Source organism: Azoarcus sp. Soil_N_20, from assembly GCF_057656155.1.
Window position 1 is genome coordinate 74,807 of record NZ_JBDGKX010000011.1, and the last position, 25,024, is coordinate 99,830.

14 protein-coding genes are annotated in these 25,024 nt (G+C 68.2%); 8 read left to right on the top strand and 6 right to left on the bottom strand.

Annotation, left to right across the window (positions count from 1 at the left end; all coding sequences use genetic code 11):
* Positions 1 to 264 precede the first annotated feature (264 nt).
* Both AC3A35_RS20000 and AC3A35_RS20005 read left to right on the top strand, forming a co-directional pair.
* Positions 265 to 2,148: an MFS transporter gene (locus AC3A35_RS20000; RefSeq protein WP_487438057.1), complete on the top strand. Its 1,884-nt coding sequence runs from the start codon at positions 265 to 267 to the stop codon at positions 2,146 to 2,148.
* A 30-nt stretch (positions 2,149 to 2,178) separates the two neighbouring features.
* The gene (locus AC3A35_RS20005; protein ID WP_487438162.1) at positions 2,179 to 4,953 is read left to right on the top strand and encodes a DUF2339 domain-containing protein; all 2,775 of its coding nucleotides are present in this window, start codon (positions 2,179 to 2,181) and stop codon (positions 4,951 to 4,953) included.
* A gap of 136 nt (positions 4,954 to 5,089) precedes the next feature.
* On the opposite strand, the gene AC3A35_RS20010 is transcribed toward AC3A35_RS20005, so the two are convergent.
* The 4 genes from AC3A35_RS20010 to mnmG all read right to left on the bottom strand — a co-directional run bounded on the left by AC3A35_RS20010 (position 5,090) and on the right by mnmG (position 9,469).
* Positions 5,090 to 5,941, bottom strand: a complete 852-nt coding sequence (locus AC3A35_RS20010) for a ParB/RepB/Spo0J family partition protein (RefSeq protein WP_487438058.1) — start codon at positions 5,939 to 5,941, stop codon at positions 5,090 to 5,092.
* Positions 5,942 to 6,020: 79 nt separating this feature from the next.
* On the bottom strand, positions 6,021 to 6,791 hold the full coding sequence (locus AC3A35_RS20015) for a ParA family protein (protein WP_487438059.1): 771 nt from the start codon (positions 6,789 to 6,791) through the stop codon (positions 6,021 to 6,023).
* Positions 6,792 to 6,908: 117 nt separating this feature from the next.
* Positions 6,909 to 7,562 (bottom strand): 16S rRNA (guanine(527)-N(7))-methyltransferase RsmG, encoded by a 654-nt coding sequence (gene rsmG, locus AC3A35_RS20020; RefSeq protein WP_487438061.1) that lies wholly within the window; start codon positions 7,560 to 7,562, stop codon positions 6,909 to 6,911.
* Positions 7,559 to 9,469 carry a tRNA uridine-5-carboxymethylaminomethyl(34) synthesis enzyme MnmG gene (gene mnmG, locus AC3A35_RS20025; RefSeq protein WP_487438062.1) on the bottom strand — a complete coding sequence of 637 codons (1,911 nt, stop codon included), beginning with the start codon at positions 9,467 to 9,469 and terminating at the stop codon, positions 7,559 to 7,561. Before mnmG ends, rsmG begins: the two co-directional genes overlap by 4 nt.
* Positions 9,470 to 9,804: 335 nt before the next feature.
* Between mnmG and AC3A35_RS20030 the strand changes: the two genes are divergently transcribed.
* From AC3A35_RS20030 to AC3A35_RS20055, 6 genes are all read left to right on the top strand, one after another.
* Complete coding sequence (locus tag AC3A35_RS20030) at positions 9,805 to 12,564, top strand: TonB-dependent receptor (protein WP_487438063.1); 2,760 nt, start codon at positions 9,805 to 9,807, stop codon at positions 12,562 to 12,564.
* A 57-nt stretch (positions 12,565 to 12,621) separates the two neighbouring features.
* Entirely contained in the window at positions 12,622 to 15,951 is a 3,330-nt protein-coding gene (locus AC3A35_RS20035; RefSeq protein ID WP_487438164.1) for an ATP-binding protein, read from the top strand.
* Complete coding sequence (locus AC3A35_RS20040) at positions 15,948 to 17,438, top strand: hybrid sensor histidine kinase/response regulator (protein WP_487438064.1); 1,491 nt, start codon at positions 15,948 to 15,950, stop codon at positions 17,436 to 17,438. The genes AC3A35_RS20035 and AC3A35_RS20040 overlap by 4 nt, the downstream gene beginning before the upstream one ends.
* Positions 17,435 to 18,067 (top strand): response regulator, encoded by a 633-nt coding sequence (locus tag AC3A35_RS20045; RefSeq protein ID WP_487438065.1) that lies wholly within the window; start codon positions 17,435 to 17,437, stop codon positions 18,065 to 18,067. Before AC3A35_RS20040 ends, AC3A35_RS20045 begins: the two co-directional genes overlap by 4 nt.
* A gap of 241 nt (positions 18,068 to 18,308) precedes the next feature.
* A complete protein-coding gene (locus AC3A35_RS20050; protein ID WP_487438066.1) occupies positions 18,309 to 18,950 on the top strand; it encodes a response regulator in 642 nt (213 codons plus the stop codon).
* A gap of 371 nt (positions 18,951 to 19,321) precedes the next feature.
* The gene (locus AC3A35_RS20055) at positions 19,322 to 22,171 is read left to right on the top strand and encodes a putative bifunctional diguanylate cyclase/phosphodiesterase (protein ID WP_487438067.1); all 2,850 of its coding nucleotides are present in this window, start codon (positions 19,322 to 19,324) and stop codon (positions 22,169 to 22,171) included.
* Positions 22,172 to 22,207: 36 nt separating this feature from the next.
* Here AC3A35_RS20055 and AC3A35_RS20060 read toward each other — a convergent pair whose 3' ends face one another.
* Positions 22,208 to 23,839, bottom strand: coding sequence for a methyl-accepting chemotaxis protein (locus tag AC3A35_RS20060; protein WP_487438068.1), 1,632 nt, complete (start codon positions 23,837 to 23,839; stop codon positions 22,208 to 22,210).
* A gap of 221 nt (positions 23,840 to 24,060) precedes the next feature.
* Positions 24,061 to 25,020 carry a DMT family transporter gene (locus AC3A35_RS20065; RefSeq protein ID WP_487438069.1) on the bottom strand — a complete coding sequence of 320 codons (960 nt, stop codon included), beginning with the start codon at positions 25,018 to 25,020 and terminating at the stop codon, positions 24,061 to 24,063.
* Positions 25,021 to 25,024: the final 4 nt, after the last annotated feature.

Consider the following 25,024-nt stretch of genomic DNA (forward strand, 5'->3'; position numbering starts at 1 on the left):
GCAATACTAGGGGTTAACCGCAGTAAAGTCAAACCATGGATGCATTGCAACAGGGCACGGTCATGCCCGGAAAAGCTCGAAAAACCGGTGTCCTCTGACTTATATAAGACACGCTGATCAAGACATTGAAAAGAACGATGACCACCCCGGCCGGCGGCGTCCCGACCGCGGCCGGGGTGGTCATGCATCTGTGCTCGCACGCACGGGTGGCGACAGGTAGGATACCCGCATTGTCACCCCATGCCCCGATCCGCGGAGGACTGCTTGAGCCACCAGTTCGCCCTGATGCGGCAACGCCGCTTCCTGCCCTTCTTCCTGACCCAGTTTCTCGGCGCCTTCAACGACAACGTGTACAAGAATGCCCTGGTGGTGCTGCTTGCCTTCCAGGCCATGCGCTACACTGCGATGTCGCCCGGTGTGCTGGTGAATCTGTGCGCGGGTCTCTTCATCCTGCCCTTTTTCCTGTTCTCGGCCACCGCGGGGCAGATCGCCGACAAGTACGAGAAGAGCCGCCTGATCCGCTTCACCAAGCTGCTCGAGATCGGCATCATGCTGCTCGCCGGGGTTGCGTTCGCCGTCGAGTCGCTCGCGCTGATGCTGACCTGTCTGTTCCTGATGGGCGCCCAGTCCTCGCTGTTCGGCCCGGTCAAGTACGCCATCCTGCCGCAACAGCTGCACCAGGATGAACTCGTCGGCGGCAATGCGCTGGTCGAGTCCGGTACCTTTGTCGCCATCCTGATCGGCACCCTGGTCGGCGGCGTGCTGATCAGCCTGCCCGCCGGCATGACCTGGGTCTCGGTGGTCGTCGCGCTCCTTGCCGCCCTCGGCTACCTTGCCAGCAGGGGCATTCCGGTCGCACCCGCGGCCTCGCCGACGCTGCGGATCAACTGGAACCCGGTCACCGAAACCTGGCGCAACTTCAGCTTCACCCGCCGCAACCGCACGGTGTTCCTGTCCATCCTCGGCGTGTCGTGGTTCTGGTTTTACGGCGCGGTGTTCCTGTCGCAGTTCCCGGCCTATGCCAAGGACGTGCTCGGCGGCAACGAGCATGCGGTGGTCCTGCTGCTGGCGGTGTTCTCGATCGGCATCGGGATCGGCTCGCTGCTGTGCGAGCGGCTGTCGGCGGGCCATGTGGAGCTGGGTCTGGTGCCCTTCGGTTCGATCGGCCTGTCGCTGTTCGCCCTCGACCTGTGGTGGGGCAGTCCGATGACCCCGGCAGTGGCGGGCACCCCGCTGCCGCTCGGCGAGGTGCTGGTCCGGCCGGGCACCTGGCGGGTCTTGGCCGATCTGGTGGCGATCGGTGTCTTCGGCGGCTTTTTCATCGTACCGCTGTATGCGCTGATCCAGAGCCGCAGCGAACCCGGCCACCGCTCGCGCGTCATCGCCGGCAACAACATCCTCAACGCCTTCTTCATGGTGGTTGCCGCCGGCATGGGCGCCGCGCTGCTGGCGGCCGGCTTCAGCGTACCGCAGCTGTTCCTCGTCACCGCGGTGCTCAATGCGGTGGTGGCGGCGTACATCTACACGCTGGTGCCCGAGTTCCTGCTGCGCTTTCTGGTCTGGCTGCTGGTGCACAGCGTGTATCGACTGAGGGTGACCGGCCTCGAACACATCCCCGCCAGCGGTCCTGCGGTGCTGGTATGCAACCACGTCAGCTTCGTCGATGCCCTGGTGATCATGGCGGCGTGCCGTCGCCCGGTGCGCTTCGTGATGGATCACCGCATCTTCGCGACCCCGCTGCTCTCGTTCGTGTTCCGCGAGGGGCGCGCGATCCCGATCGCGTCGGCGAAGGCGAACCCGCAGATGATGGAACGCGCCTTCGACGAGGTCGCCCGTGCACTCGCCGCCGGCGAACTGGTGGCGATCTTTCCCGAAGGCCGGATCACCGACAGCGGTGAGCTCTACCCCTTCCGCCCCGGCATCCGCCGCATCGTCGACCGTACGCCGGTGCCGGTGGTGCCGATCGCGCTGCGCGGCCTGTGGGGCAGTTTCTTCTCGCGCAAGGACGGGCCGGCGATGTCGCGTCCGTGGCGCCGCGGCCTGTTCAGCCACATCGAGCTCGCCGTCGCGGCACCGCTGGCGGCGAGCGACGCCACCCCCGAGCGCCTGCAGCAGCAGGTTGCCGCACTGCGCGGCGACCGGCGCTGAGCGCATGACAGAGGACGACACATCGTGAGCATGTTCTTGTGGATCGCGGCCGGCGCGGTGCTCGGGTTGATGGAGGGGGCGGGCGGTGCGGTCGTCGGTGCGGTGCTCGGCGGCATGATCGCCAGCCTGCGCACGGAGCGCACGCGGACCCTGAGCCACCACGAAAACCGGATTGCCACGCTCGAACGCGAGCTTGCCGCCCTCACCATACGCCTGGCCGAAGGCGACGCGACCGGCGCGACCGCACCGTTCGCGCAGCGCGCAGCCACCGATGCCGGACGCGCCGAGCCCGAACTCGTGCTCGATCTGGATTTTCCCGCCATGCCGACGGATCCGGCCGCGATCCGCGATCTCGATGCACCCGCCCGGACCGCGGCGCCGGCGCGCAACGAGGCATCGCCGCCGCGAGCGCGTCCTGCCCGGACCGTCGCCACGGCTGCCAGCTTCGACCTCGACGCCTTCTACACCCGCGCGCGGGACTGGCTGTTCGGGGGCAACACGCTGGTCCGCGCCGGGATCCTGGTGCTGTTCTTCGGTCTCGCCTTCCTGGCCCGCTACGCGGTCGAACACGCCATGCTGCCACCCGAACTCCGGCTGGCGGGCATTGCCCTGTTCGGGGTGGCGCTCGGCGCGCTCGGCTGGCGCCTGCGCAAGCGCCGGCGTGGCTACGGCCTGACCCTGCAGGGCGGCGGCATCGCGGTGCTGTACCTGAGCGCGTTCGCCGCCCTGCGCCTGTATGCCATCCTGCCGGTGGGCACCACCTTCGCGCTGATGCTCGCGCTGGTCGGCATCGCCGCCTTGCTCGCCATCCGCCAGAACGCACCGGCGCTGGCCATCATCGGTACCGCCGGCGGGTTCGCGGCCCCGATCCTCGCGTCGACCGGGGCGGGCAGCCATGTCCAGCTGTTCGGCTACTACGCCGTGCTCAATGCAGGGGTACTGGTGCTGGCGTGGCGCAAGGCCTGGCGCGGCCTCAACCTCACCGGCTTCGCGTTTACCTTCGCCATCGGTCTGGCCTGGGGGGCGCGGTTCTATGATCCATGGCACTTCGCCACCACCGAGCCCTTCCTCATCCTGTTCTTCCTGATGTACGTCGCCGCCGCGGTGGCCTATGCGTGGAAACGGGCGCCGGCACTGCGCGATCCGGTGGACGGCACCCTGGTGTTCGGCGTCCCGGTGGTCGGTTTCGGGCTGCAGGCGGCGCTGGTGTTCGGCATGCCCTATGCGCTGGCGTGGAGTGCCGCCGCGGTCGGGCTGTTCTACCTTGCGCTCGCCGCCATCCTGCACCGCCTGCGCAAGCCGGCACTCGCGCTGCTCGTGACGAGCTTCATCGCCCTTGGCATCACTTTCGTCACCCTGGCCCTGCCGCTCGCCTTCGACGGCCGCTGGAGCGCCGCCGCATGGGCACTGGAAGGCGCGGCGCTGTGGTGGGTGGGACTGCGCCAGCAGCGCCGCCTCGCCGCCGCCGCGGGGCTGTTGCTGCAGGCCGGAGCGGCCGTGCTGTTCGCCGCCGATCTGGCACAACATCCGGGCCTGCGCAGCCCGGCGCTGATGAACAGCGCGCTGCTCGGCACCGTGCTGATTGCCGGCGCGGCCTTCTTCAGCGCCTGGTGCGCGCCTCGTCAGACCGAAGGCGGCGCCCGCCTTCCCATGCTCGGTCATGTGCTGCTCGGCTGGGCCTGGCTGTGGTGGCTGGGCGGCGCCTGGGCCGAGATCGACGCCCACCTCGCCACCGGCTATCAGCCCGCGGCCGTGCTGCTGCTGTTCGCGCTGAGCGGAGCGCTGGCAACCGGGCTGGCACCGCGCCTGCAATGGCCGGCCCTGTACAGCGCGGGGCTGCTGCCGTTGGCCGGCATGGCGCTGGCCGCGGCGCAGACCTTCGCCTACGGGGTACCCCCGTCGGGTCACGGCGGCGGGCTGGCGTGGCCGCTCGGGGTGGCGCTGCACTTCGGCTGCCTGCGGGCGCTCGACCACAGCCGGTTCGATCGCGCCGCACTCACCCTCGCCCATGCTGCCGGGATGTGGGTGGTGGCATTCGCGCTGTCACAGGAGGTCGGCCAGCGGGTGGCAAGCCTGGCGGTCGGCGACGGCTGGCAGCTGGCCGCGTTCGCGCTGCCGCCGGCGCTGCTGCTCGCGGCACTGGCACGACTTGCGCGCAGCGATTCGTGGCCGCTCGCGCAGTGGCGCGCTGCATACCTGCTGTGGGCCGCGGCCCCGGTGGCCGGCGCATTGGCCTTATGGTCGGTCGGGGTGCAGGCGGCGGGCAATGGCGATCCGGCCCCGTTCCGCTACCTGCCCCTGCTCAACCCGCTCGACCTCGCCCTGGTGCTGGCGCTGGGCGCGATCACGTGGTGGCTGCAACGCGCTGGCGACGCGCTGGAACGGGCGACCGGGCCCCTCGTCCGCCTGCAGGCGGCGCTCGCCATGGTGGCCTTCATCGCCTTCAACGGTGCGTTGCTGCGCGCCGTCCATCATGCGACCGGCATCCCCTGGGCGCTGTCCGACCTGCTCGCCGCCGACACCACCCAGGCGACCTTGTCACTGTGCTGGGCGGTGCTCGGCCTCGGCCTGATGCTGCTCGCCGGCCGCCGCGCCAGCCGCATGATGTGGCTCGCCGGTGCCGGCCTGATGGGCGCGGTGGTGCTCAAGCTGTTCGTGGTGGATATGGCGGCAAGCGGGGCGCTCGCGCGCATCGTGTCGTTCATCGGCGCCGGCCTGCTGTTGCTGACCGTGGGCTATTTTTCGCCGCTACCGCCAAAGCGCATCGACGACGGGCCGGTTCCGGCCGGCAAAGCGAGTTATTGACCTGGAAATTAAAGGCATGAAGTCAGTCGGCGCCTCGTCCCTCCCCCTTCACGGGGGGCGTAGCCGGGGTTTCAGCGAGCACTGCGCGCTGCCGGATCGGCAACGGCCGGCGTCCAAAGGCGCCGGCCCGCCACCTTCAGCGCAGACGACCGAGCAGACCGTCGAGCTGGTCGAGGCTGCCGAAGCGGATCGTGACCTCGCCGGCGCCCTTCTTGTTGGCCTTGATCTTCACCGTGGCGCCGATCGCATCGGCGATTTCCTCTTCGAGCCGGACGATGTCGCGGTCGGGCGGGAGCGCCGCCTTTTTCTGCCGCGGATTCAGGGTGTGCTGCACCAGGCGCTCGGTGTCGCGCACCGACAACTGCTTCGCCGCCACCAGGTTGGCGAGCTGGATCTGGCTCGCGCCGTCGAGCGGCAGCAGCGCGCGGGCATGGCCCATGTCGATGTCGCCGGCCATCAGCAACTCCTGCACCGGACGCGCAAGGTTGAGCAGGCGCAGCAGGTTGGAGGCTGCCGGGCGCGAACGGCCGACCGCATCGGCGGCCTGCTGGTGGGTCATCGCGAACTCGTCGATCAGACGCTGGATGCCGCCCGCCTCCTCGAGCGGATTGAGGTCTTCGCGCTGGATGTTCTCGATCAGCGACATCGCCAGCGCAGCTTCGTCGGGGATCTCGCGCACCAGGCACGGCACCTCGTCGAGCCCGGCGATCTGCGCCGCGCGCCAGCGCCGCTCGCCGGCGATGATCTCGTACTCGTCGTCGCCGACCAGGCGCACCAGGATGGGCTGCATCACGCCCTGGGCCTTGATCGAGGCCGCCAGCTCCTCGAGCGAGCCCGGGTCCATGCGCGTGCGCGGCTGGTATTTTCCGGGCTGCAGCGCCTCGGCAGACAGCATCTGCAACGCGCCCTTGTCGGCATCGTCGTCGCGGTTGGCAGCCAGCAGCGCGTCCAGGCCGCGGCCGAGTCCTTTGAGTTTGGGTGGGCTCATGCGTCCGTCTTCGGTTCGGTGGCACCGGAACGGGATTCCGGCAGGAGGAACAAGGGGGCACTCCGGGTCATGACGGACATCACAGGGTCTTGACCCGCTCGATCATCTCGGCGGCGAAGGCCATGTAAGCCTGCGCGCCCTTGGCCGACTTGTCGAACACCACGCCGGGCATGCCGTGGCTGGGGGCCTCGGCGAGGCGCACGTTGCGCGGCACGATGGCGCGGAACACCTTGTCGCCGAAATGGCTCTCGAGCTGGGCCGAAACCTGCTGCTGCAAGGTGACCCGCGGATCGAACATCACCCGCAGCAGGCCGATGATCTTGAGCTCGCGATTGAGGTTGGCGTGCACCTTCTTGATCGAACTGACCAGGTCGGACAGCCCCTCCAGCGCGTAGTACTCGCACTGCATCGGGATGATCACGCCGTGCGAGGCGCACAGGCCGTTGAGGGTGAGCAGCGACAGCGACGGCGGGCAATCGATCAGGACGAAGTCGTAGTCCGCGTCGAAGGCCTTGAGCGCCGTGCGCAGGCGCTTCTCGCGGTTGTCGAGGTTGACCAGCTCGATCTCGGCCCCGGCCAGATCGCGGTTCGCCGGCAGGATGTCATAGCCGCCAGTGGACGACGTGAGCCGCACCTCGGCCAGCCCGGCCAGGCCCACCAGCAGGTGATACACCGACTGCGTGAGACCGCGCTTTTCGACCCCGCTGCCCATGGTTGCATTGCCCTGCGGATCGAGGTCGACGAGCAGGGTGCGCTGGCCGGCCTGGTGCAGGGCAGCGGCGAGATTGACGCAGGTGGTGGTCTTGCCCACCCCGCCTTTCTGGTTGGCCACACAGAAGATACGAGCCATGGTCGTGGTCAGAGGATTCCGGTTGCGGGACGCACGCGGGGCGCGCACGTCCGGAAGTGTAGTTCAATGCGGCGGCGCAGCACGCGGGCCGCGATCAATTTCATTCGCATGCCCGGCCTATCCGCGCCGGATCACCAGCAGATGGCGTTCGGCATCCAGCCCCGGTACCGCGAGCAGATGGACTGCGCTCAGTACCCAGCCCGGCGGCAGTGCAGCCAGCTCGTCGGCCGGGTGTACGCCCTTCATCGCATACAACGCGCCACCCTCGGCCACCAGATGGCCCGCCAGGCGGGTGAAATCGGCGAGACTGGAGAAAGCGCGCGAGATCACGCCGTCGGCCGCGCCGCCAGGCAGGCGCTCGGGCTGGACCTGTTCGACCCGCGCATTGATCACGCTGAAATTGCCCAGGCCGAGCTCGATCTTGGCCTGCTGCTGAAAGCTCGCCTTCTTGTTGACCGTTTCCACCGACGTCACCACCAGCCCGCTGCGCACGATCGCCAGCGGAATCCCCGGCAGGCCGCCGCCCGAACCGATGTCGGCGAGCGTGTCCAGCTCGTCCACCCACGGCAGCACCGCCAGCGAATCGAGCAGGTGATGGGTGATGACTTCCTGCGGATTGCGGATCGCGGTCAGGTTGTAGACCCGGTTCCACTTCAGCAGCAACTCGCCGAAGGCGAGCAGGCGGTCGACCGTTTCCTGCGGCAGCGCGAGGCCGAGCGCGGCGATGCCGTCCGCGAGCCGACCGGCATGGGAAGCCAGCGCACCACTCATGCCGTCCGCCGCTCCGCGCCCGCCCGCGCCGCCAGGTCACGGCGCTTGAGCCACACCAGCAGCAGCGAGATCGCCGCCGGGGTGATGCCCTGGATGCGCCCGGCCTGGCCGATGGTTTCGGGTTTGTGCTGGTTTAGGCGCTGCTGCACTTCCTTGGACAGGCCGCGCACCTCGGTATAGTCGAGATCGGGCGGCAGTGCGGTGGATTCGGCCAGCAACTGGCGCGCCACTTCATCCTGCTGGCGATCGATATAGCCCTGGTACTTGGCCGCGATCTCGAGTTGCTCGACCACCTGCGGATCGGCTTCCGGCATGTCCGGTGCGCCCGGCAGGCTCATCAGCGCTGCGTAGCTCGCCTCGGGCCGACGGAGCAGCTCGAAATAGCGGTATTCGCGCTCCAGCGGCTTGCCGAGCACGCGCTCCTGATCTTCGACCGGGATCGCTTCCGGCCGCGCCCACGCGGCCTTCAAGCGCCCGGTCTCGCGCTCGATCGCCTCGCGCTTGGCACAGAACGCCGCCCAGCGCTGGTCGTCCACCAGCCCGAGCTCGCGTCCCTTCGCGGTCAGGCGCAGGTCGGCGTTGTCCTCGCGCAGCTGCAGGCGGTATTCGGCACGCGAGGTGAACATGCGGTAGGGCTCGGACACGCCACGGGTGATCAGGTCGTCGACCAGCACACCGAGGTAGGCCTCGTCGCGGCGCGGACACCAGGGCTCGCGCCCCTGCACCTGCAGCGCGGCGTTGGCGCCGGCGAGCAGGCCCTGCGCGGCGGCTTCCTCGTAGCCGGTGGTGCCGTTGATCTGGCCGGCGAAGAACAGCCCGCCGATCGACTTCGTTTCCAGCGAGGACTTCAGGTTGCGCGGGTCGAAGTAGTCGTATTCGATGGCGTAGCCGGGGCGCAGGATGTGGGCGTTCTCCAGGCCGCGAATGCTGTGCACGATCTGCAGCTGCACGTCGAAAGGCAGCGAGGTGGAAATTCCGTTCGGATAGATCTCGTGGGTGGTCAGCCCTTCCGGCTCGAGGAAGATGTTGTGGCTGTCCTTGTCGGCGAAGCGGTGGATCTTGTCCTCGATCGACGGGCAATAGCGCGGCCCCACGCCCTCGATCACGCCGGAATACATCGGTGAGCGATCGAGATTGGCACGGATCACGTCGTGGGTGCGGGTATTGGTGCTGGTCATCCAGCACGGCAGTTGCGCCGGGTGCTGGCTGGCCGAACCGAGGAAACTGAACACCGGCACCGGATCGTCGCCGGGCTGCACGGTCATCACCGAGAAGTCGATGGTGCGCGCATCGAGCCGCGGCGGGGTACCAGTCTTGAGCCGGCCCTGCGGCAGCGTGAGTTCCTTCAGACGCTGGCCGAGCGAGATCGCCGGCGGGTCGCCCGCACGTCCGGCAGAATAGTGCTGCATGCCGACGTGGATCAGGCCATTGAGGAAGGTGCCGGCGGTCAGCACCACCGCGGGCGCCTCGAAACGCAACCCGATCTGGGTCACGACGCCGGTGACCCGGTCGCCGACCACGGTGAGGTCGTCCACCGCCTGCTGGAACAGCCACAGATTGGGCTGGTTCTCCAGCCGCCTGCGGATCGCCGCCTTGTACAGCACGCGGTCGGCCTGGGCGCGGGTGGCGCGCACCGCCGGGCCCTTGGACGCGTTGAGGATACGGAACTGGATGCCGCCCTCGTCGGTGGCGGCGGCCATCGCACCGCCGAGCGCATCGACTTCCTTGACCAGATGGCCCTTGCCGATGCCGCCGATCGACGGGTTGCAACTCATCGCCCCCAGGGTCTCGATGTTGTGGCTGAGCAGCAGCGTCTGCGCGCCCATGCGCGCGGCCGCAAGCGCGGCTTCGGTTCCGGCATGACCGCCGCCAACTACGATGACATCGAAACGGGTGGGATAGAGCATGGTGCGCTCCGCGCGGCAAACCTTTGGGGAAGGGACCGGATTCTACGCCCTTGCAACGCACCCGCCTAGGGCATAGCATCGATGTTCCACGAAATAGTCACGATTAAACATGTGTTTATCTGTAAACACCGGGTGCGGGCTACACTCGTGGAGGCTGCAGTCAATGAGACCGAACCGGTCGCGTCGGAGCATCCCCGCGCGCAGGCGACCCGGCCGGACGCCGTCCTCCGGCGCTTGCCGCGCCGCGCCGTGACCGGGTGCACGGCGTCGGGCGCAAACATCCCCCCGGAGCGCGATGGCGATACTATGCTGATACTCCGCAAGGCTTACCGCCGATGAACCGCTCCCGCGTCTCCCCAGTCGTTCGCCCGCGCAACCGCAGCGCCAATGCGGAAGTGTACGCCGTGTGCGGACCGGACACGGAGGCCACGGTCGGCCATGCGCGTTCCGCGCGCCGGCGCCGATCACCGTCCGCGCTCGTGGCCCTGTTCGTTATCGGCGCGGCGCACGCCCAGGCCGGCCTCGCGAACGACGAGGCGGCGAGCTTGCCGAATGCGGCCGATGCCGACGTCGAACTCGCGCCGGTCATCGTCACCGGCGTGCGCGCCAGCCTTGCCAGCGGCCAGGAAATCAAACAGGACAAGATCGAGATCGTCGATTCGATCGTCGCCATCGACATCGACAAACTTCCCGACCTCAGCGTCGGCGAGGCGCTGCAGCGCGTCACCGGCATCCAGATCGGCCGCGACCGCGGGGAAGCGGCGGCGGTCGCCATCCGTGGCCTCACCCAGGTGGAGACGACGCTGAACGGCCGCGAGATCTTCACCGCGGGCAGCGGACGCACGCTCGACTTCGCCGACATCCCGTCAGAGCTGATTGCCGGCATCGACGTCTACAAGAGCTCATCGGCCCATCATCTCGAGGGCGGCATCGGCGGGCTGATCGACCTGCGCACCCGCCGGCCGTTCGATTTCATCGGCAGCGAAGTCACCGCTTCGGCGCGGCTGGCCCATGGCGACCTGGCGGACAAGACCAAGGCCCAGTTCTCCACCCTGCTCAGCAATCGATGGACGACGGCCGATAACGGCGAATTCGGCGTGCTGCTCAATGTCGCCCACCAGGAGCGCGCCTGGCGCGAAGATCAAAAGGGTACCGGCAATCCGGTCGCGCGCACCGATCTGATCCCCGGTCGCACCGTGTTCGCCCCCGGCAGCACGTCGGAGACGACCAGCACGGGTCACCGCGAGCGTTCCGCCGGCAGCCTGGTGCTGCAATGGCGCCCGAACGAGACCCTCGAGCTCTACGCCGAAGGCAGCTATGCCGAGTTCCGCACCATCCAGGACTCGCATCAGATCAATGTCTCCGCCTCGCCCACCTTCGTCGCCGGCAGCCAGACGCTGTTCGCCGGCACCAACGACCTGAAAAGCATCACCTGGACCGATGCCCCGGTGTCGATCCTGAGTTTCGCCCGCGACACCGTGGACCGGACCAAACAGGCGGCCATCGGCGGAAAATGGATTTCCGACGCCCTCACCCTGAAGGCAGACCTGAGCTATACCGAGAGCTACAACGATCTCTTCTTCTCGGGACCGTTTCTTGCCGGCACCGCGGCGCGCTTCACCCACGACCTGTCGTCGCGCGTGCCCGACACGGCGGTGAGCGGCAACGATCTGCTCGATCCGGCCAGGCTGCGCTACAGCGGTATCGCCTACCGCTCGCGCCCGTTCGAGGGCGATCTCTCCGCGGCCCGGGTGGACGGCGATTACCGCCTGGCGGGCAGCTTCGTCCACACCATCACGGCCGGCGGGCGCTATGCCCGGCGCGGCGCCACCAACGCTCCCGGGCTGGTGGTCGCCGATGTCGGGGTGAGCGGACTGAGCGCGGCCGACCTGCCGCAATTCGTCATGCCCCGTCCCGACCGCGATTTCCTGACAGGCGCAGGCTCGACCAGCATCGACCATTTTCTCGTCGGCAACCTCGATCTGGCGCGTGACCCGGAGGCATTGCGCGCGGCCTTCGGCATCACCACCCCGATTCCGCGCGCAGGGAGTCCGCTCGGCATCTGGAAGATCGACGAAGACACCCGGGCCGGCTACCTGATGGCAGGCTTCGCCGCCACCCGGCTGCCGGTGGACGGCAACATCGGCCTGCGCATCGTCCACACCCGTAGCGCGGTATCGGGGTCGAGCCGCATCGACAGCATCGACCCGGGCACCGGGCTGGCCGTTGCCGGCCCCGTGCTGCCCATTGCGATCGACAGCGCCTATACCGACTACCTGCCGAGCGTGAACCTGCGCTATGAACTGAGCGACGGCCTGTACCTGCGCGCGGCAGCCTCGAAGTCCATCACCCGGCCGAACTTCGACCAGCTCTCGCCGTCGCTGATCCTCACCGTGAACTCCATCAATCCGGCGCAGAACCAGGGCAGCGCAGGCAACCCGGCGCTCGAGCCGGTGCGCTCCCGCAATCTGGATCTGGCGCTGGAGCGCTACTTCAGCCGCAACACCTCGGTCCACCTCACCGCCTTCCTCAAGAAGGTCGATGGCTTCGTCACCACGGTGAGCAGCCCGGAACTGCACGACGGCGTCCTGTACCAGGTGAGCCGGCCGCACAACAGCGACGACGCCGACATCAAGGGCGTCGAGTTCGGCTATCAGCAGTTCTTCGACTTCCTGCCCGGCTGGCTGCGCGGCGTCGGCATCCAGGCCAACTACACGTATGTGGACAGCAAGACCCCGAGCAGCCTGCTGGGCGCGAGCGTCCCCTTGCAGAATCTTTCGCCGCACAGCTACAACCTGGTCGCCATGTACGAACTCGGCAAGCTGTCGGCGCGCGTCGCCTACAACTGGCGCGACAAATACCTCTCCGGCATCGCCAACATCGTCGGCGTCGGTGCCCTGCCGATCTACACCGAGGCCTATGGCTGGCTCGACGCGTCGGTGATCTATCGCGTCAGCGACAAGCTCACGGTCGCGATCGAAGGCAGCAACCTGCTCGGGACCGTACGCCGCTCCTATTACGACACCAGAACCAGACCCCAGAGCGCCTGGGTCAACGACACCCAGCTGAGTGTCTCCGCGAGTGTGCGTTTCTGATATATGTTTCATCGTTCATCGTGGTCCATCCCGTGCATGGAGTCAGCAGCGGCAGTGATGATCGTGCTCTTGCGTCCTGAATCTGCCGGCGTCCCGGCAACCGGCGAGTGGCGGGCGAAGGCCGCCCCGCACGCGGCCTGGCTGATGCTGTTCGTCGTCCTGTTCACGCTCGGGCTCACTGCCGCGGCACACGCCGCCGACCCCCTCGATGCCTGGCGCGCCGCGATCGCCCGCACCCGTGTACTGGCCGAAAACGACACCCGGCGCGCGCTCGACGAAGTGCTGCGCCTGCAGGCCATGCTCCCCGCCGACGCACACGACACCGACCGGGCGCGGGCGCTCAACGTGCTCGCCCGCGTCGAGCTCTACCTCGCGCGCACCGCGGAGGCGGCCGAGCATGCCCGCCTCGCGCGCAATCTCGCCGCCCGCCACGACGATCGGGTGGGCCAGGCGGAGGCGGATCTCAATCTCGCCCTGACCTCGGTCAACGAAGGGGACATCGATGCGCTGATCGACGCCACCACCCACAGCCTGGAGATCCTCGATGGCGTGGACCGGCCCGATCTGCTCGGTGAAGCGCTGCTCAGAACCGCCATGATGTACCGGCGCATGGGCCAGATCGACCAGTCGATCGCGCTCTGCGTGCAGGCCATGGAGATCGCCCGGCGCAGCGAAAACGCGCTCGTTCTGGCCTATGCGCATCAGGGCCTGGGCATCTCGTTCGACCTGAGCCACCGCTTCGCGGAGGCCCACGATCACTTCGAGCAGATGCGCATCCATGCCCGCGCGGCGGGCTTCAAACTGCTCGAGGCCGATGCGCTCGGCGGCCTGGGCGCCACACTCGCCAGCCTGGGCAACACGAAGCGGGCCGAAGCCGTCATCCGCGAAGCGATCGCGCTCTATCGCGAAGTGGGCGCGCCGTTCAATGTCAATCATGGCCTGTTCGCGCTGGCCACTCACCTCAACAAGGAAGGCCGCCCGCGCGAAGCGCTGCCACTGTTCGACGAAGTGGTCGCGACCTACGACCGTCATCCGAACCGGATCGGTCTGTGGTACACCCTCAATGCCCGCAGCACGACGCATCAGACGGTCGGCAACCTGGCCGCGGCGCGGGCCGATGCCGAGCGCGGCTACACCCTCGCCCAGGACATCGGCCTGCCGCTCTACCGCAGTGACAGCGCGCAACGCATTGCGGCGGTCGCGGCCGCCGGCGGCGATCATGCGCGGGCCTACCAGCTTGCGGTCGAGGCGGCCGAACTGCGCGCCGCGGCCGAGCGCGACAAGACCAGCGCGCGCATGCTCGAACTTGCGCGGCGCTTCGAATCCGAGGCCAAACGCCGCCAGATCGACGAACTGACCCGCCGCAACGAACTGCAGACCGCCGAACTGGCGCGGCGCGCACTCGAACGGCGCTGGCTGTGGACCGTCCTCGGTGGCAGCATCATCGCCCTCGCCGGCACCGCCCTGTTCCAGCTGCGCCTGCGCCAGTCCCACCGCCGGCTCGAAACCGCCAACACGCAGCTGCGGCGCACCCAGGACGAGATCCGCAGCCTCAACGCCGGCCTCGAACAGCGGGTACTCGCCCGTACGGCCGATCTGCGCCAGCAGACCCACTACCTGCGCACGCTCATCGATGCCCTGCCATGGTGGGTATGGCTCAAGGACACCGAGAGCCGCTACCTGGCCGTGAATCAGACCGCCGCGATCACCTGCGGCCTGCGCGCCGACGACCTGGTGGGCAAGTCGGACTTCGACATCCAGCCGGCCGAACTCGCCGCGGTGTTCCGCGCCGACGACCTCGAGGTCATGCACACGCGCTCCGGCAAGACGACGGAGGAGCCCCAACTCGTCGCCGAGGGCAAGACCATCTGGATGGAAACCTACAAGGCGCCCGTACTGGACGACGACGGCACGGTGCTGGGCACGGTGGGGTTTGCCCGCGACATCAGCGACCGCAAGGCGGTCGAGCGTGCGCGCGAGGCCGCGCTCGCGGAAGCGCAGCGGCTGGCCCGGCTGCGCAGCGACTTCATCGCCCAGATGAGTCATGAACTGCGCACGCCACTGAACGGCATCCTCGGCTATGCCCAGATCCTGCAACGGGACAGCGCGCTGAACGAGAAGCAACTGGCCGGGCTCGACGTGATCCGCCAGAGCGGCGAACACTTGCTGACCCTCATCAACGACATCCTGGACCTCGCCAAGATCGAAGCCGGCAAGGTCGAGCTCTACCCCGCCGATATCCGTCTGAACACTTTCCTGCGCATGATCGTGGACATCATCCGGGTCAAGGCGGAGCGCAAACTCCTCGCGTTCGTCTGCGACCCGGCCCCCGAGCTCCCGGCCTGGATCCGCGCCGACGAGAAGCGGCTTCGCCAGGTATTGCTCAATCTGCTGGCCAACGCGGTCAAGTTCACTGAACACGGCCGGATCAGCCTGCGAATCACGCCGACCACGCCGGGCCGCATCCGGTTCGAGGTCGAGGACACCGGCGTCGGCATCGACCCGGCCCGCTGCGAAGCCATCTTCCAGCCCTTCGAACAGGCTGGCGAACGGTCGCAGCAGAGCGGCGGCGCCGGGCTCGGGCTGGCGATCAGCCGCCAGTACGTCCGCATGATGGGCGGCGACATCGCAGTCACGAGTCGTCCCGGAGCGGGCAGCCTGTTCTCGTTCGAACTGGAACTGCCGGTGGTGGCGGCCCATGCGGAGACGTCACCCGACGAGCTCGTCGTATCCGGCTACGCGGGGCCGCGCAAGACGATCCTGGTGGTCGACGACATCGCCGAGAACCGCAGGGTGCTGATCGACATGCTGGCGCCGCTCGGCTTCGACGTCCAGGAAGCGGCAGGCGGTCACGAAGCGCTCGAGCGCGTGCAGGCGACGCGGCCGGACCTGATCCTGATGGACATCGTCATGAAGGAAATGGACGGGCTTGAAGTCACCCGCCGGCTGCGTTGTCTGCCGGGGCTCGGCACCGTTCCCGTCATTGCGGTCTCCGCCAGTACCTCGGACGACGACGCCGCGCGGTGCCTGGAGAGCAGCATGAATGGGTTTCTGCCCAAGCCGATCGATCTCGGCGCGCTGCTCGCACGAATGTCCGAGCTTCTCGATATCGTCTGGCTGCGCGCCGGGCCGCGGAGCGACAATGCGGGCACAAGCGACATGATGGTGCCGGCAGTGGCGCCGCCGGGAACCGAAATGGAGAACCTGCATCGCCTTGCCTTGCAAGGCAACATGCGCGACATTGCCCGTGAGGCCGGACGCATCGCGGCGCTCGACCCGCGCTACCGGTCGTTTGCCGAACAACTTCGGCGCCTGGCCGAGGACTTCCAGTCGCAAGCCGTGCTGCAGTTCATCGAACGTCATATTGCCGGGGAATCACTGACATGAGTACGACTTCGGCGGTATCCACCGGTGGCCAGACCATCCTGATCATCGATGACACGCCGACCAGTCTGCGGGTGGCGGTCGAATACATGGAGGCACTCGGCTTTCGCGTCCTCATCGCCCAGGACGGACCGGAAGGCCTGCAGCGTGCCGCCCTGGTCAGGCCCGACCTGATCCTGCTCGATGTCATGATGCCCGGAATCGACGGGCTCGAAACCTGCCGGCGGCTGAAGGAAAACGCCGCCACCTGGGACATCCCGGTGATCTTCATGACCTCCCTCGCCGAACCCGAGGCGAAGGTGGCCGGATTCAGGGCCGGCGCCGTGGACTACGTGAGCAAGCCGCTCCAGATCGACGAACTGGCCGCGCGCGTCACCACCCACCTCGCACTGTTCGCGGAGCGCAGGCGCGCGCAGACCTTGTTGTACCGGCGCGAGCAGGAATTCCGCGCGCTGGCGGAGAACGCGCCCGACCTGATCGGACGTTTCGACACCGAGTGCCGCTTCCTGTACGCGAACCCGGCGCTCGAGCGCATGCTCGACATGCCCTTGGCGGCATTCATGGGCAAGAGCATCGCCGAACTCGGGCCGCGCGCCGGCGGCGCCGTGCACCTCGAGCCGAAGCTCCGCGAAGTGATCGAATCGGGCACCCCTTCCGACACCGAAGTCGATCACTGCATGTCCGACCCGGCGCATCACCCCGACCCGGCATGGCACCAGGTCCGTCTGGTGCCGGAGCGTGGCCCGGACGGGCGAATCGTGAGCGTGCTCGCGGTGGGACGCGACATCTCGGCGCTCAAGGAAGCCGAACGCCGTCTGGAAGAATCCAACGCCCAGTTGCGCGACCTCACGCGGCGGCGCGAGAGTGCCCGCGAGGAGGAACGCAAGCGCATCGCCCGCGAAATCCACGACGAACTGGGCCAGCACCTTACCGCCCTGCGCATGGGAGTCTCGGTGCTCCGCCTGGAGTTCGGGGCCGACAATCCGCTGCTGGTGGAGCGGGTCGGGGCGTTGATGGCGCTCGCCGACCGTGCCATCCAGGTGGTCCGCGATGTGGCATCGAGCCTGCGCCCGGGCGTTCTCAACATGGGCCTGCCGTCTGCACTGGAGTGGCTGGCGGACGAATTTTGCCGACATGCCGGACTGATCTGTCACCTCGAACTCCCGGACGAAAAGATCGTCCTCGACGACAAGCGCGCGACGGCCCTGTTCCGGATCGTCCAGGAGTCGCTGACCAACGCCGCCCGTCATGCCGAAGCGAGTCAGGTCGACATCCGGCTGGAGCGATGCGACGACGGCTACCGGCTCGAAGTCTGTGACAACGGCAAGGGCTTCGATCCCGCGGTGCGCCGGAAAAACGCCTACGGCCTGCTCGGCATCCACGAGCGCGGCCTGATGCTCGGTGGCGATGTGGCCATCACCAGCGCGCCGGGCAAGGGAACGTGTATAAACGTGAGCATCCCCGCCCACCATACCGAGGAGGCCGAATGATCCGCCTGCTGATCGCCGACGACCACACCATCATGCGCGAAGGGCTCAAGCAGCTGTTCGCCCTGACCGCCGACCTCGACGTGGTCGGCGAGGCTGAAAACGGCGCCCAGTTGCTCGAACGCCTGCGCCACGGCGGCGTCGATCTGCTGTTGCTCGACATGAGCATGCCCGGCATCAGTGGCGAAGACCTGATCACCCGCATCCATGCCCATTACGCCGCCCTGCCCATTCTCGTGCTGAGCATGCACAACGAAACGCAGATCGCCCAGCGCGCGCTGCGCGCCGGAGCCCGCGGCTACCTCACCAAGGACCGCGATCCGGAGACGCTGCTCGGCGCAATCCGCAGCGTCGCCGCCGGCGAGCGCTTCATCGACCCCAGCCTGGCCCAGCAGATGGCGCTCGAGGCGAGCGGCCTCGGCGCGCACACTCACCACGACTGCCTCTCCGACCGCGAACTCCAGGTGCTGCGCATGATTGCGCACGGCATGAGCGTCAATCACATCGCCGCCGAGCTCGCGATCAGCAACAAGACGGTCAGCACCCACAAGGCGCGCATGATGGAAAAGCTGGGCTTCGCGTCCAATGCCGACATCGTCCGTTACGCCGTGGACCACGCCCTCATCGACTGATCCGGGTCGCGTCTGCGGTGCGGGTCGCGGCGCCGCGGGCCGGATTCGCCCTACCCCGGATCAAGATCTCCCTACCCCAGAATCAGCGCATGCCGATGGCCTTGCGCGAAAGGCAGGGCGCAAGATTGGTTCGTCCCCCGCCCGGCCGCCCCCGCGGGACGGGGCGCAGATCGCCCGGCCGCCGCGGGCCACCAAAGTGGCGCGATGCGGAATGTGTCTTTTCTCTCTGGAACGGTAACCCATGTCCGGCCTCATCCACCTGCTCGTCGCCGACGATCACGCCATCATGCGCGAGGGGCTCAAGCAACTGTTCGCGCTGGCACCGGATATCAGGGTCGCCGGCGAAGCCGAAAACGGCGTCCAGGTGCTCGAGCGCCTGCGCACCGCCGACATCGACCTGTTGCTGCTCGACATGAGCATGCCCGGCCTCAGCGGCGAGGACCTGATTGCCCGCATCCACGGCGAGTATCCCGGGCTTCCCGTCCTCGTGCTGAGCATGCACAACGAAACGCAGGTCGTTCAGCGTGCGCTGCGCGCCGGCGCCCGCGGCTATCTCACCAAGGACGGCGACCCGGAGAGCCTGCTCGCCGCAATCCGCAGCGTCGCCGCCGGCGAGCGCTTCCTCGATCCCCGCCTTGCCCAGCAGATGGCGCTCGAGGCCAGCGGCCTCGGCCACCGGACCCACCATGACTGCCTCACCGACCGCGAACTGCAGGTGCTGCGCCTGATCGCACGCGGGTTGAGCGGCAATCATATCGCTGCCGAACTGGCGATCAGCAACAAGACGGTCAGTACGCACAAGGCGAACATGATGGAAAAGATGGGCTTCACCTCCAGTGCCGACATCGTCCGCTACGCCATCGGCCACGCGATGCTCGACTGAACCGCGCCAGCCCGTCCCGATGGCTGCAGTCGGCCCGAACCCCGCAGCGGGCCGCGTTCCACGATACCTGCCAGGCGCCCGCGGACGCAGACTTGCGCTGCACGCGGCACGATCGGCGGCGCCCACGCCGCGCCCGCGCGGCGCGAGCCCGACCCGGGGCGGCCGGCCTCCCCGGCCCCCTTCCGCCAGCACCCATGCGGATCGGAACATTCCTACCCGGACCGCCCCCGTTCCCTACCGCCAAATCGGGATGAGCCGATGGTTCGCGTGGCGCCGCCGCGGCATGCTTGAGTCGGGGATCAGGCAGCACGCAATCCACCCCACACCCGCAAGGCCGATCGACATCGCATGCACACTTCACCGAGAACACCATGACGCCAGAGCGCAAACCTGATGCCATGCCTCGCCCGTCGGGCATCACGACGCGGCGCGGGGACACCGGGATGGACGAGGTGCTGGTCACGGCATCGCCGGTCGACCTGCTCCATCGCGGCTACCGCACTGCCGGCCTGGGCTCTGTCGTCGCGTCGGTGCTTGCCGCGGTGGCCGTCTGGAACGACGTGGACAGATCGACGCTGCTGGTCTGGATCGCCGCGGTCTGGGCCGTCCTCGCCCTGCGTGGATGGGCCGTATGGAGCTACTTCCGCGCCGCTCCGAACCTCGCCCGTGAGGGCCGTCATGGCAACCGCTTCGCGATCGGCAGCGCGGCCAGCGGCGCACTGTGGGGGGCGACCGCCTTCCTGTTCATTTCCTCGCCCGATCAGCCGGCGCTGCTGTTCCTGTGCGCCATCGTCGGCGGCGTCACCGCTGCCGCCTTCGCACTGCAGGCGACGGTGCCGCGTGCATCGGCGGCCTTCCTGGCGACCGCGCTGCTGCCGTACTGTATCCGGCTGCTGCAGTTCGGCGACCGCTTCAGTGTGCTGCTCGCGGCGGCGATCGGGCTTTACCTGATCGTCATGCTGGTCGCAAGCCGTTACATTCATCGCTTCATCATCGGGGCACGGGCCGCGCGTGAGCAGCGCGAGGACATCAGGCTGTGCGTGTTCGAGCAGCTGCTGGGCGAGTCGCCACTGCGTGAATTGCTTGAACTGGTGGTCGAATACGTCGAGACCACCGCGCCCTCCCTGCGCTGCAGCGTGCTGCTCCTCGATACCGACGGCCACCATCTGCATATCGGCGCAGCGCCCAGCCTGCCGCCCGCCTACCATGCCGCAATCGATGGCCTCGAGATGGGCGACAGACTCGCCTGCCTGGGGTCCACGGCCCGTTGTGGCGAAATGGTCATGATCGCCGACATGCTCGCCGACCCGGAGTGGGTGGCGTTCCGTCCGCTGGCGCGTGCCGACGGCCTGCGCAGCTGCTGGTCGGTGCCGATCTGCGACGCCACCGGCAAAATGCGCGGCAGCTTCATCTGCTACGGCGATACGCCCGGTCTGCCGGATCGTGCTCACCGGGTCCTGATTCGGGAGGCGAGCCACCTCGCCGCGGTCGCGATCGAGCATCGTCATGCGGCCGAGCTGCTGCAGGCAAGAGAGCGGGAATATCGCACACTGGTGGAGCAGTCGCCGGATGCGATCTCGCGCTACGACGCCGCCTGCCGGCTGATCTACGCCAATCCTCAGGCCGCGCACACGGCCGGAATCGCCCAGGCCGGCCTGCTCGGCTTCACCCCGACCGAATTCCCGGGCGACGAAGCGGCCCGACGCTACCACGCCGCCCTGCTCAGGGTCCTCGCCAGCGGCCGCACCGAGGAACTCGAACTGGAGTGGATCGACGCCGTGGGCGCGGCGCGCCACACCCATGTGCGGATGGAGCCCGAACACGACTGCCATGGCCGGCCCTTTCGGGTGCTGGCGGTCGGACGCGACATGACCCGGGTCGTCGGCTACCGGCAGAAGCTCCATGACCTTGCCTACAGCGACGCCCTGACCGGTCTGCCCAATCGCGCATTGCTCAAGAACCACGTCGAGGAGGCATTCGCGCAGGCCCGCAAGGGGCCGGCCGCGACCCTGATCATGCTCGGCCTGGACCGTTTCAAGGCGGTCAATGACACCTTCGGCCGGCTCTGCGGCGACGCCCTGCTGCGGGCGACCGGCGAGCGCCTGCACCGATCGCTGGGCGACTCGTGCGTCCTCGCCCGCCTCGAAGGCGACGAGTTTGCCGTTCTGGTGCGGACCAGCGACACCCACCCCGACAATGATGCGGGCCCGCGGATTCTCGAAACCCTGGCCGCGCCGTTCCAGGTCGGCAACATGGAGATCCGCCTCACCGCCAGCCTGGGCATCGCGTGCGCCCCGGAACATGGCGTGGACGCCGAGGAGCTCCTGCGCTGCGCCGCCATGGCGCTCCATCATGCCAAGCTCGAGGGCCGCAACCAGGCCCGTCGCTATACCCCCGACCTCACCCATGCCGCGCTGCAACGCCTGGGACTGGAAGCCGATCTGCGCAAGGCGCTGAGCGAAGACGCCTTCACGCTCCATTATCAGCCCAAGGTCGACCTCGCCACCGGTACGGTGGTGGGTGCCGAGGCCTTGTTGCGCTGGCGCCATCCGAAGCGCGGCATGCTCGCGCCGGGCAGCTTCATGCGTCTCGCCGAGGAAAGCGGGCTGATCTCCGAGATCGGGGAGTGGGTACTGCGCACCGCCTGTCGCGCGGCGCGGCGCTGGAACGAGTATTCCGCCCACCCCTGTCCAATCGCGGTGAACCTGTCGGCCCGCCAGTTCGTCGGCGGCCGCCTCGCCGACGAGGTGCGCACGGTGCTTGCCGAGACGGGTTGCCGACCGGAATGGATCGAACTCGAGATCACCGAAAGCCTGCTGCTCGACGACCACCCGGAGATCCACGCGACCCTCGACACCCTGGACAAGCTCGGCATCTCGCTTGCCATCGACGACTTCGGCACCGGCTATTCGGCCCTCTCCTACCTCACCCGCTTCCCCATCCGCACGCTGAAGATCGACCGCTCGTTCATCTCCGGCGTGGTGACCAGGACCGAGAGTGCCGCGCTGGTCAAGGCGATCGCGTCGATGGCCCAGAGCCTGCGCATGACCGTGGTCGCAGAGGGCGTCGAAGAGCCGGAACAGGCCGACTTCCTGCGGGACATCGGCTGCCGTCTGGTTCAGGGTTACCTCTTCGGGCGTCCGATGCCGCACGCCGACTTTGACGATCTCCTCCACGCCCCCGCGTCCGACCTGTGCCTTTTCGAAGGCGAGGCCGGCTAAGGGCGGGCAACGACTGCTATTGCGTGCCCTGTGGGCCTAGACCTGCACGCGGGCCAATGCCGCCCCGAGCGCCGCCGAAACGCCGGCCAGTCCCTTCGACGCACTGGCGATGCTCCCGACTTCCGTCGACGCGTTCTCGGCCTGTTGAGCGATATGCTCGACATTGGAGGCGATCGCATTGGCTGCGGCCGATTGCTCGCTGGTTGCGATCTCGATGCCATCGACCAGTTGCAGGTTGTGTTCGGCGGAAACCTGGATGGCGCCGAGCGCCGCCTGTGCATCCTCGATCAGACCGACGCTGGCACGGGCCTGGACGTCGCCCGCGGCCACGCTGGCCACCGCCTGACGGGTTTCCTCGGACAGCGCGCCGATGATCGTCGAGATCTCGCCGGTGGCGGTGGTCGTCCGCTCCGCCAGCTTCCTGACCTCGTCGGCCACGACCGCGAAGCCCCGTCCGGACTCGCCGGCGCGGGCGGCTTCGATGGCGGCATTGAGCGCCAGCAGATTGGTCTGGTCGGCGATCTCCTTGATCACCGTTGCAATCCGTCCGATCTCGTTGGAGGAACGCGCCAGCCGCTCCATGTTTCCGGTGGTCGCGCTCACCGCGCGCGCGAGTTCGGCAATCTCGCGCACCGCGCGGTCTGCCGTCACCATCCCCTGCTCCGCATCGGTCCGGGTCTTGCGCGCGGCACCGGCTGCAGCGCCGGCGTTCTCGGCAACTTCGTTGATCGCCACGGTTAGCTCCTGAACCGCGGCCGCGGTCGACGATGCGGCCTCACTCGAGGCCGTTGCCCCGCGCGCGACCCCATGACTGGAACCGGCCAGTGCGTCGGACTGGACGACGATGTCCTGCGCGGCAACGCCGACGTTGATCAGGATCGCCTGCAGATTGGCCATCATCGAGTTGAACGCCGCACCGATCTGCCCCAGCTCGTCGTGGCGGTCGAGACGGGCGATGCGGCGCAGGTCGCCATCCTGCTGGGTGGCCGAGATCGTCTGTTCGAGCCGGCCAAGGTCGCGTACCAAGGCGCGCACGAGCCCGAACTGGAGCCACCCGGCAAGCCCCGCGGCCCCCGCCAGCGCGGCGACGACGGCGGGCGAGGCATCGAGCCCGCGCCCCAGCAGGGTGGTGCCGAGGAACAGGATGATCGCGACCAGGGCCCCCAGCCCGGCCCCGAAACGCGCGCCGAGCGACCACTGCGACAGCGCCCCTGGCAGCCCCTTGCGGACCACCCGGCCGTCCTTCACCGTTCGTCCGCCCCCGCTGCGCAGCCCGGCATAGGCCTTCGCCACCTTCGCCACCGTGTGCGGATCGGCCTTCCGGCGCACCGATTCATAGCCGACGATGCGTCCGTTCTCACGCACCGGCGAGGCGAACGCATGGACCCAGTAGAACCCTCCATCCTTGCGCCGGTTCTTGACGTATCCGGTCCACGGGCGCTCCCCCTTGAGCGCCCGCCACATATCGTGGAAGGCCTCCGGCGGCATGTCCGGATGACGGACGATGTTGTGCGGCTCGCCGATCAGTTCGTCGCGGGAGAACCCGGACAGCTCGACGAACAGATCATTGGCCGAAACGATGCGTCCCGTGGTGTCGGTCCGGCTGTAGATGAACCGCCCGTCCGGCACTACGGTTTCGACTGTGGTCACCGGTTGATTGCTACGCATGCTCTTCCTCCCCGAGAAGACAGCCTGCGGTCCACGGTCGACAGCCAACGCGCATGCAAACCGGGCAGGCTGGCGAAGTATCCCCCTCCTGTCATTATGGTCACTATCAGGCAGACCTGAATCGCCGGTAGGGCGATCGCTCACCGGACTGGGAATCGCCCTACCCCGTGGACGGCGCGCTCGGGCCGGGCCGACCGGAGAGATCTCGGCGCACGATCGCGCTAGTTCGTGTCGGCCTCAGCCCGACGCGGCACCCGGAGGGCGGCGATCACGCCGACGACCAGCAAGGCAATGCCGCCCAGGGTCAGCGCAGGCGGCGCCGTGCCGCGCAGGATGAAGGCGTAGGCCAGCGCCGACAGGGTTTCGAACACGATGAGCTGACCGGCCACGGCGGTCGGCAGGCGCTGGCTAGCCTGGTTCCAGCACAGGGTACCGAGCCACGAGGCAAGGAGGCCGATGGCAAGCATCAGCCCGATGAAGAACGCCGGCCGCGGTCCGAACGGCATCGCCGGTCCATCGCCGCCGAGTGCCACGCCGCCCCACAGCAATCCATATCCGGCCAGCGCCAGCGGCAGCGTGGCCACGCCCTGCGCCGTCGCCCACACGCGCGGGCTGCGTCCGGGATGCGCGCGCAGCCAGTCGGCATTGCGCAGCGGGTACCAGGTCCAGCACAACACCGCCCCGACCGCGAGCACTGCGCCGATGGCATAGCGTTCACCGTCGGCATCCGCGTCGGCGCGCAGGGCGGCGAGTTCGACATGGTTGACACAAGCGATGCCGGCGACGATCAGGACCAGCGACGGCGCGAGCCGGCGCCACGGCAGCCGCCCGTCGCGATTGCCGTCGCGCACGTTGGCGCAGAGCGCGATCACCACCGGCAGGGTGCCGATGATCATCGTCGGCAGCGGCCCCCCGGCGCGCTGGATGGCGCCGGCGAGGAACAGGTAGTACAGCAGGTTGCCGATCGCGGCGAGCTTGAGCGCCTCGATCCAGTCGGCGCGGGCGAGGCGCGCGAGGCCGCGGCGATCGGCCCACGCGAGCGGCAGTGCGATCAGGCCGAAGGCGAGGTAGCGTCCGACCGACTGCAGGGTCGCCGGATAATCCGGCAGCAGCAGCGGGCCGACGAAAACCAGGCCCCACATCAGCCCGGCGGCAAGGGCGTAGAGGGTTCCGATCCACATGATC

Excerpts from the sequence above, each read along its gene's own strand:
- AC3A35_RS20005 (WP_487438162.1), top strand. The coding sequence starts at position 2,179 with ATGTTCTTGTGGATCGCGGCCGGCGCGGTGCTCGGGTTGATGGAGGGG.
- AC3A35_RS20010 (WP_487438058.1), bottom strand. The coding sequence starts at position 5,941 with ATGAGCCCACCCAAACTCAAAGGACTCGGCCGCGGCCTGGACGCGCTG.
- AC3A35_RS20015 (WP_487438059.1), bottom strand. The coding sequence starts at position 6,791 with ATGGCTCGTATCTTCTGTGTGGCCAACCAGAAAGGCGGGGTGGGCAAG.
- rsmG (WP_487438061.1), bottom strand. The coding sequence starts at position 7,562 with ATGAGTGGTGCGCTGGCTTCCCATGCCGGTCGGCTCGCGGACGGCATC.
- mnmG (WP_487438062.1), bottom strand. The coding sequence starts at position 9,469 with ATGCTCTATCCCACCCGTTTCGATGTCATCGTAGTTGGCGGCGGTCAT.
- AC3A35_RS20030 (WP_487438063.1), top strand. The coding sequence starts at position 9,805 with ATGAACCGCTCCCGCGTCTCCCCAGTCGTTCGCCCGCGCAACCGCAGC.
- AC3A35_RS20035 (WP_487438164.1), top strand. The coding sequence starts at position 12,622 with ATGATCGTGCTCTTGCGTCCTGAATCTGCCGGCGTCCCGGCAACCGGC.
- AC3A35_RS20040 (WP_487438064.1), top strand. The coding sequence starts at position 15,948 with ATGAGTACGACTTCGGCGGTATCCACCGGTGGCCAGACCATCCTGATC.
- AC3A35_RS20045 (WP_487438065.1), top strand. The coding sequence starts at position 17,435 with ATGATCCGCCTGCTGATCGCCGACGACCACACCATCATGCGCGAAGGG.
- AC3A35_RS20050 (WP_487438066.1), top strand. The coding sequence starts at position 18,309 with ATGTCCGGCCTCATCCACCTGCTCGTCGCCGACGATCACGCCATCATG.
- AC3A35_RS20055 (WP_487438067.1), top strand. The coding sequence starts at position 19,322 with ATGACGCCAGAGCGCAAACCTGATGCCATGCCTCGCCCGTCGGGCATC.
- AC3A35_RS20060 (WP_487438068.1), bottom strand. The coding sequence starts at position 23,839 with ATGCGTAGCAATCAACCGGTGACCACAGTCGAAACCGTAGTGCCGGAC.
- AC3A35_RS20065 (WP_487438069.1), bottom strand. The coding sequence starts at position 25,020 with ATGTGGATCGGAACCCTCTACGCCCTTGCCGCCGGGCTGATGTGGGGC.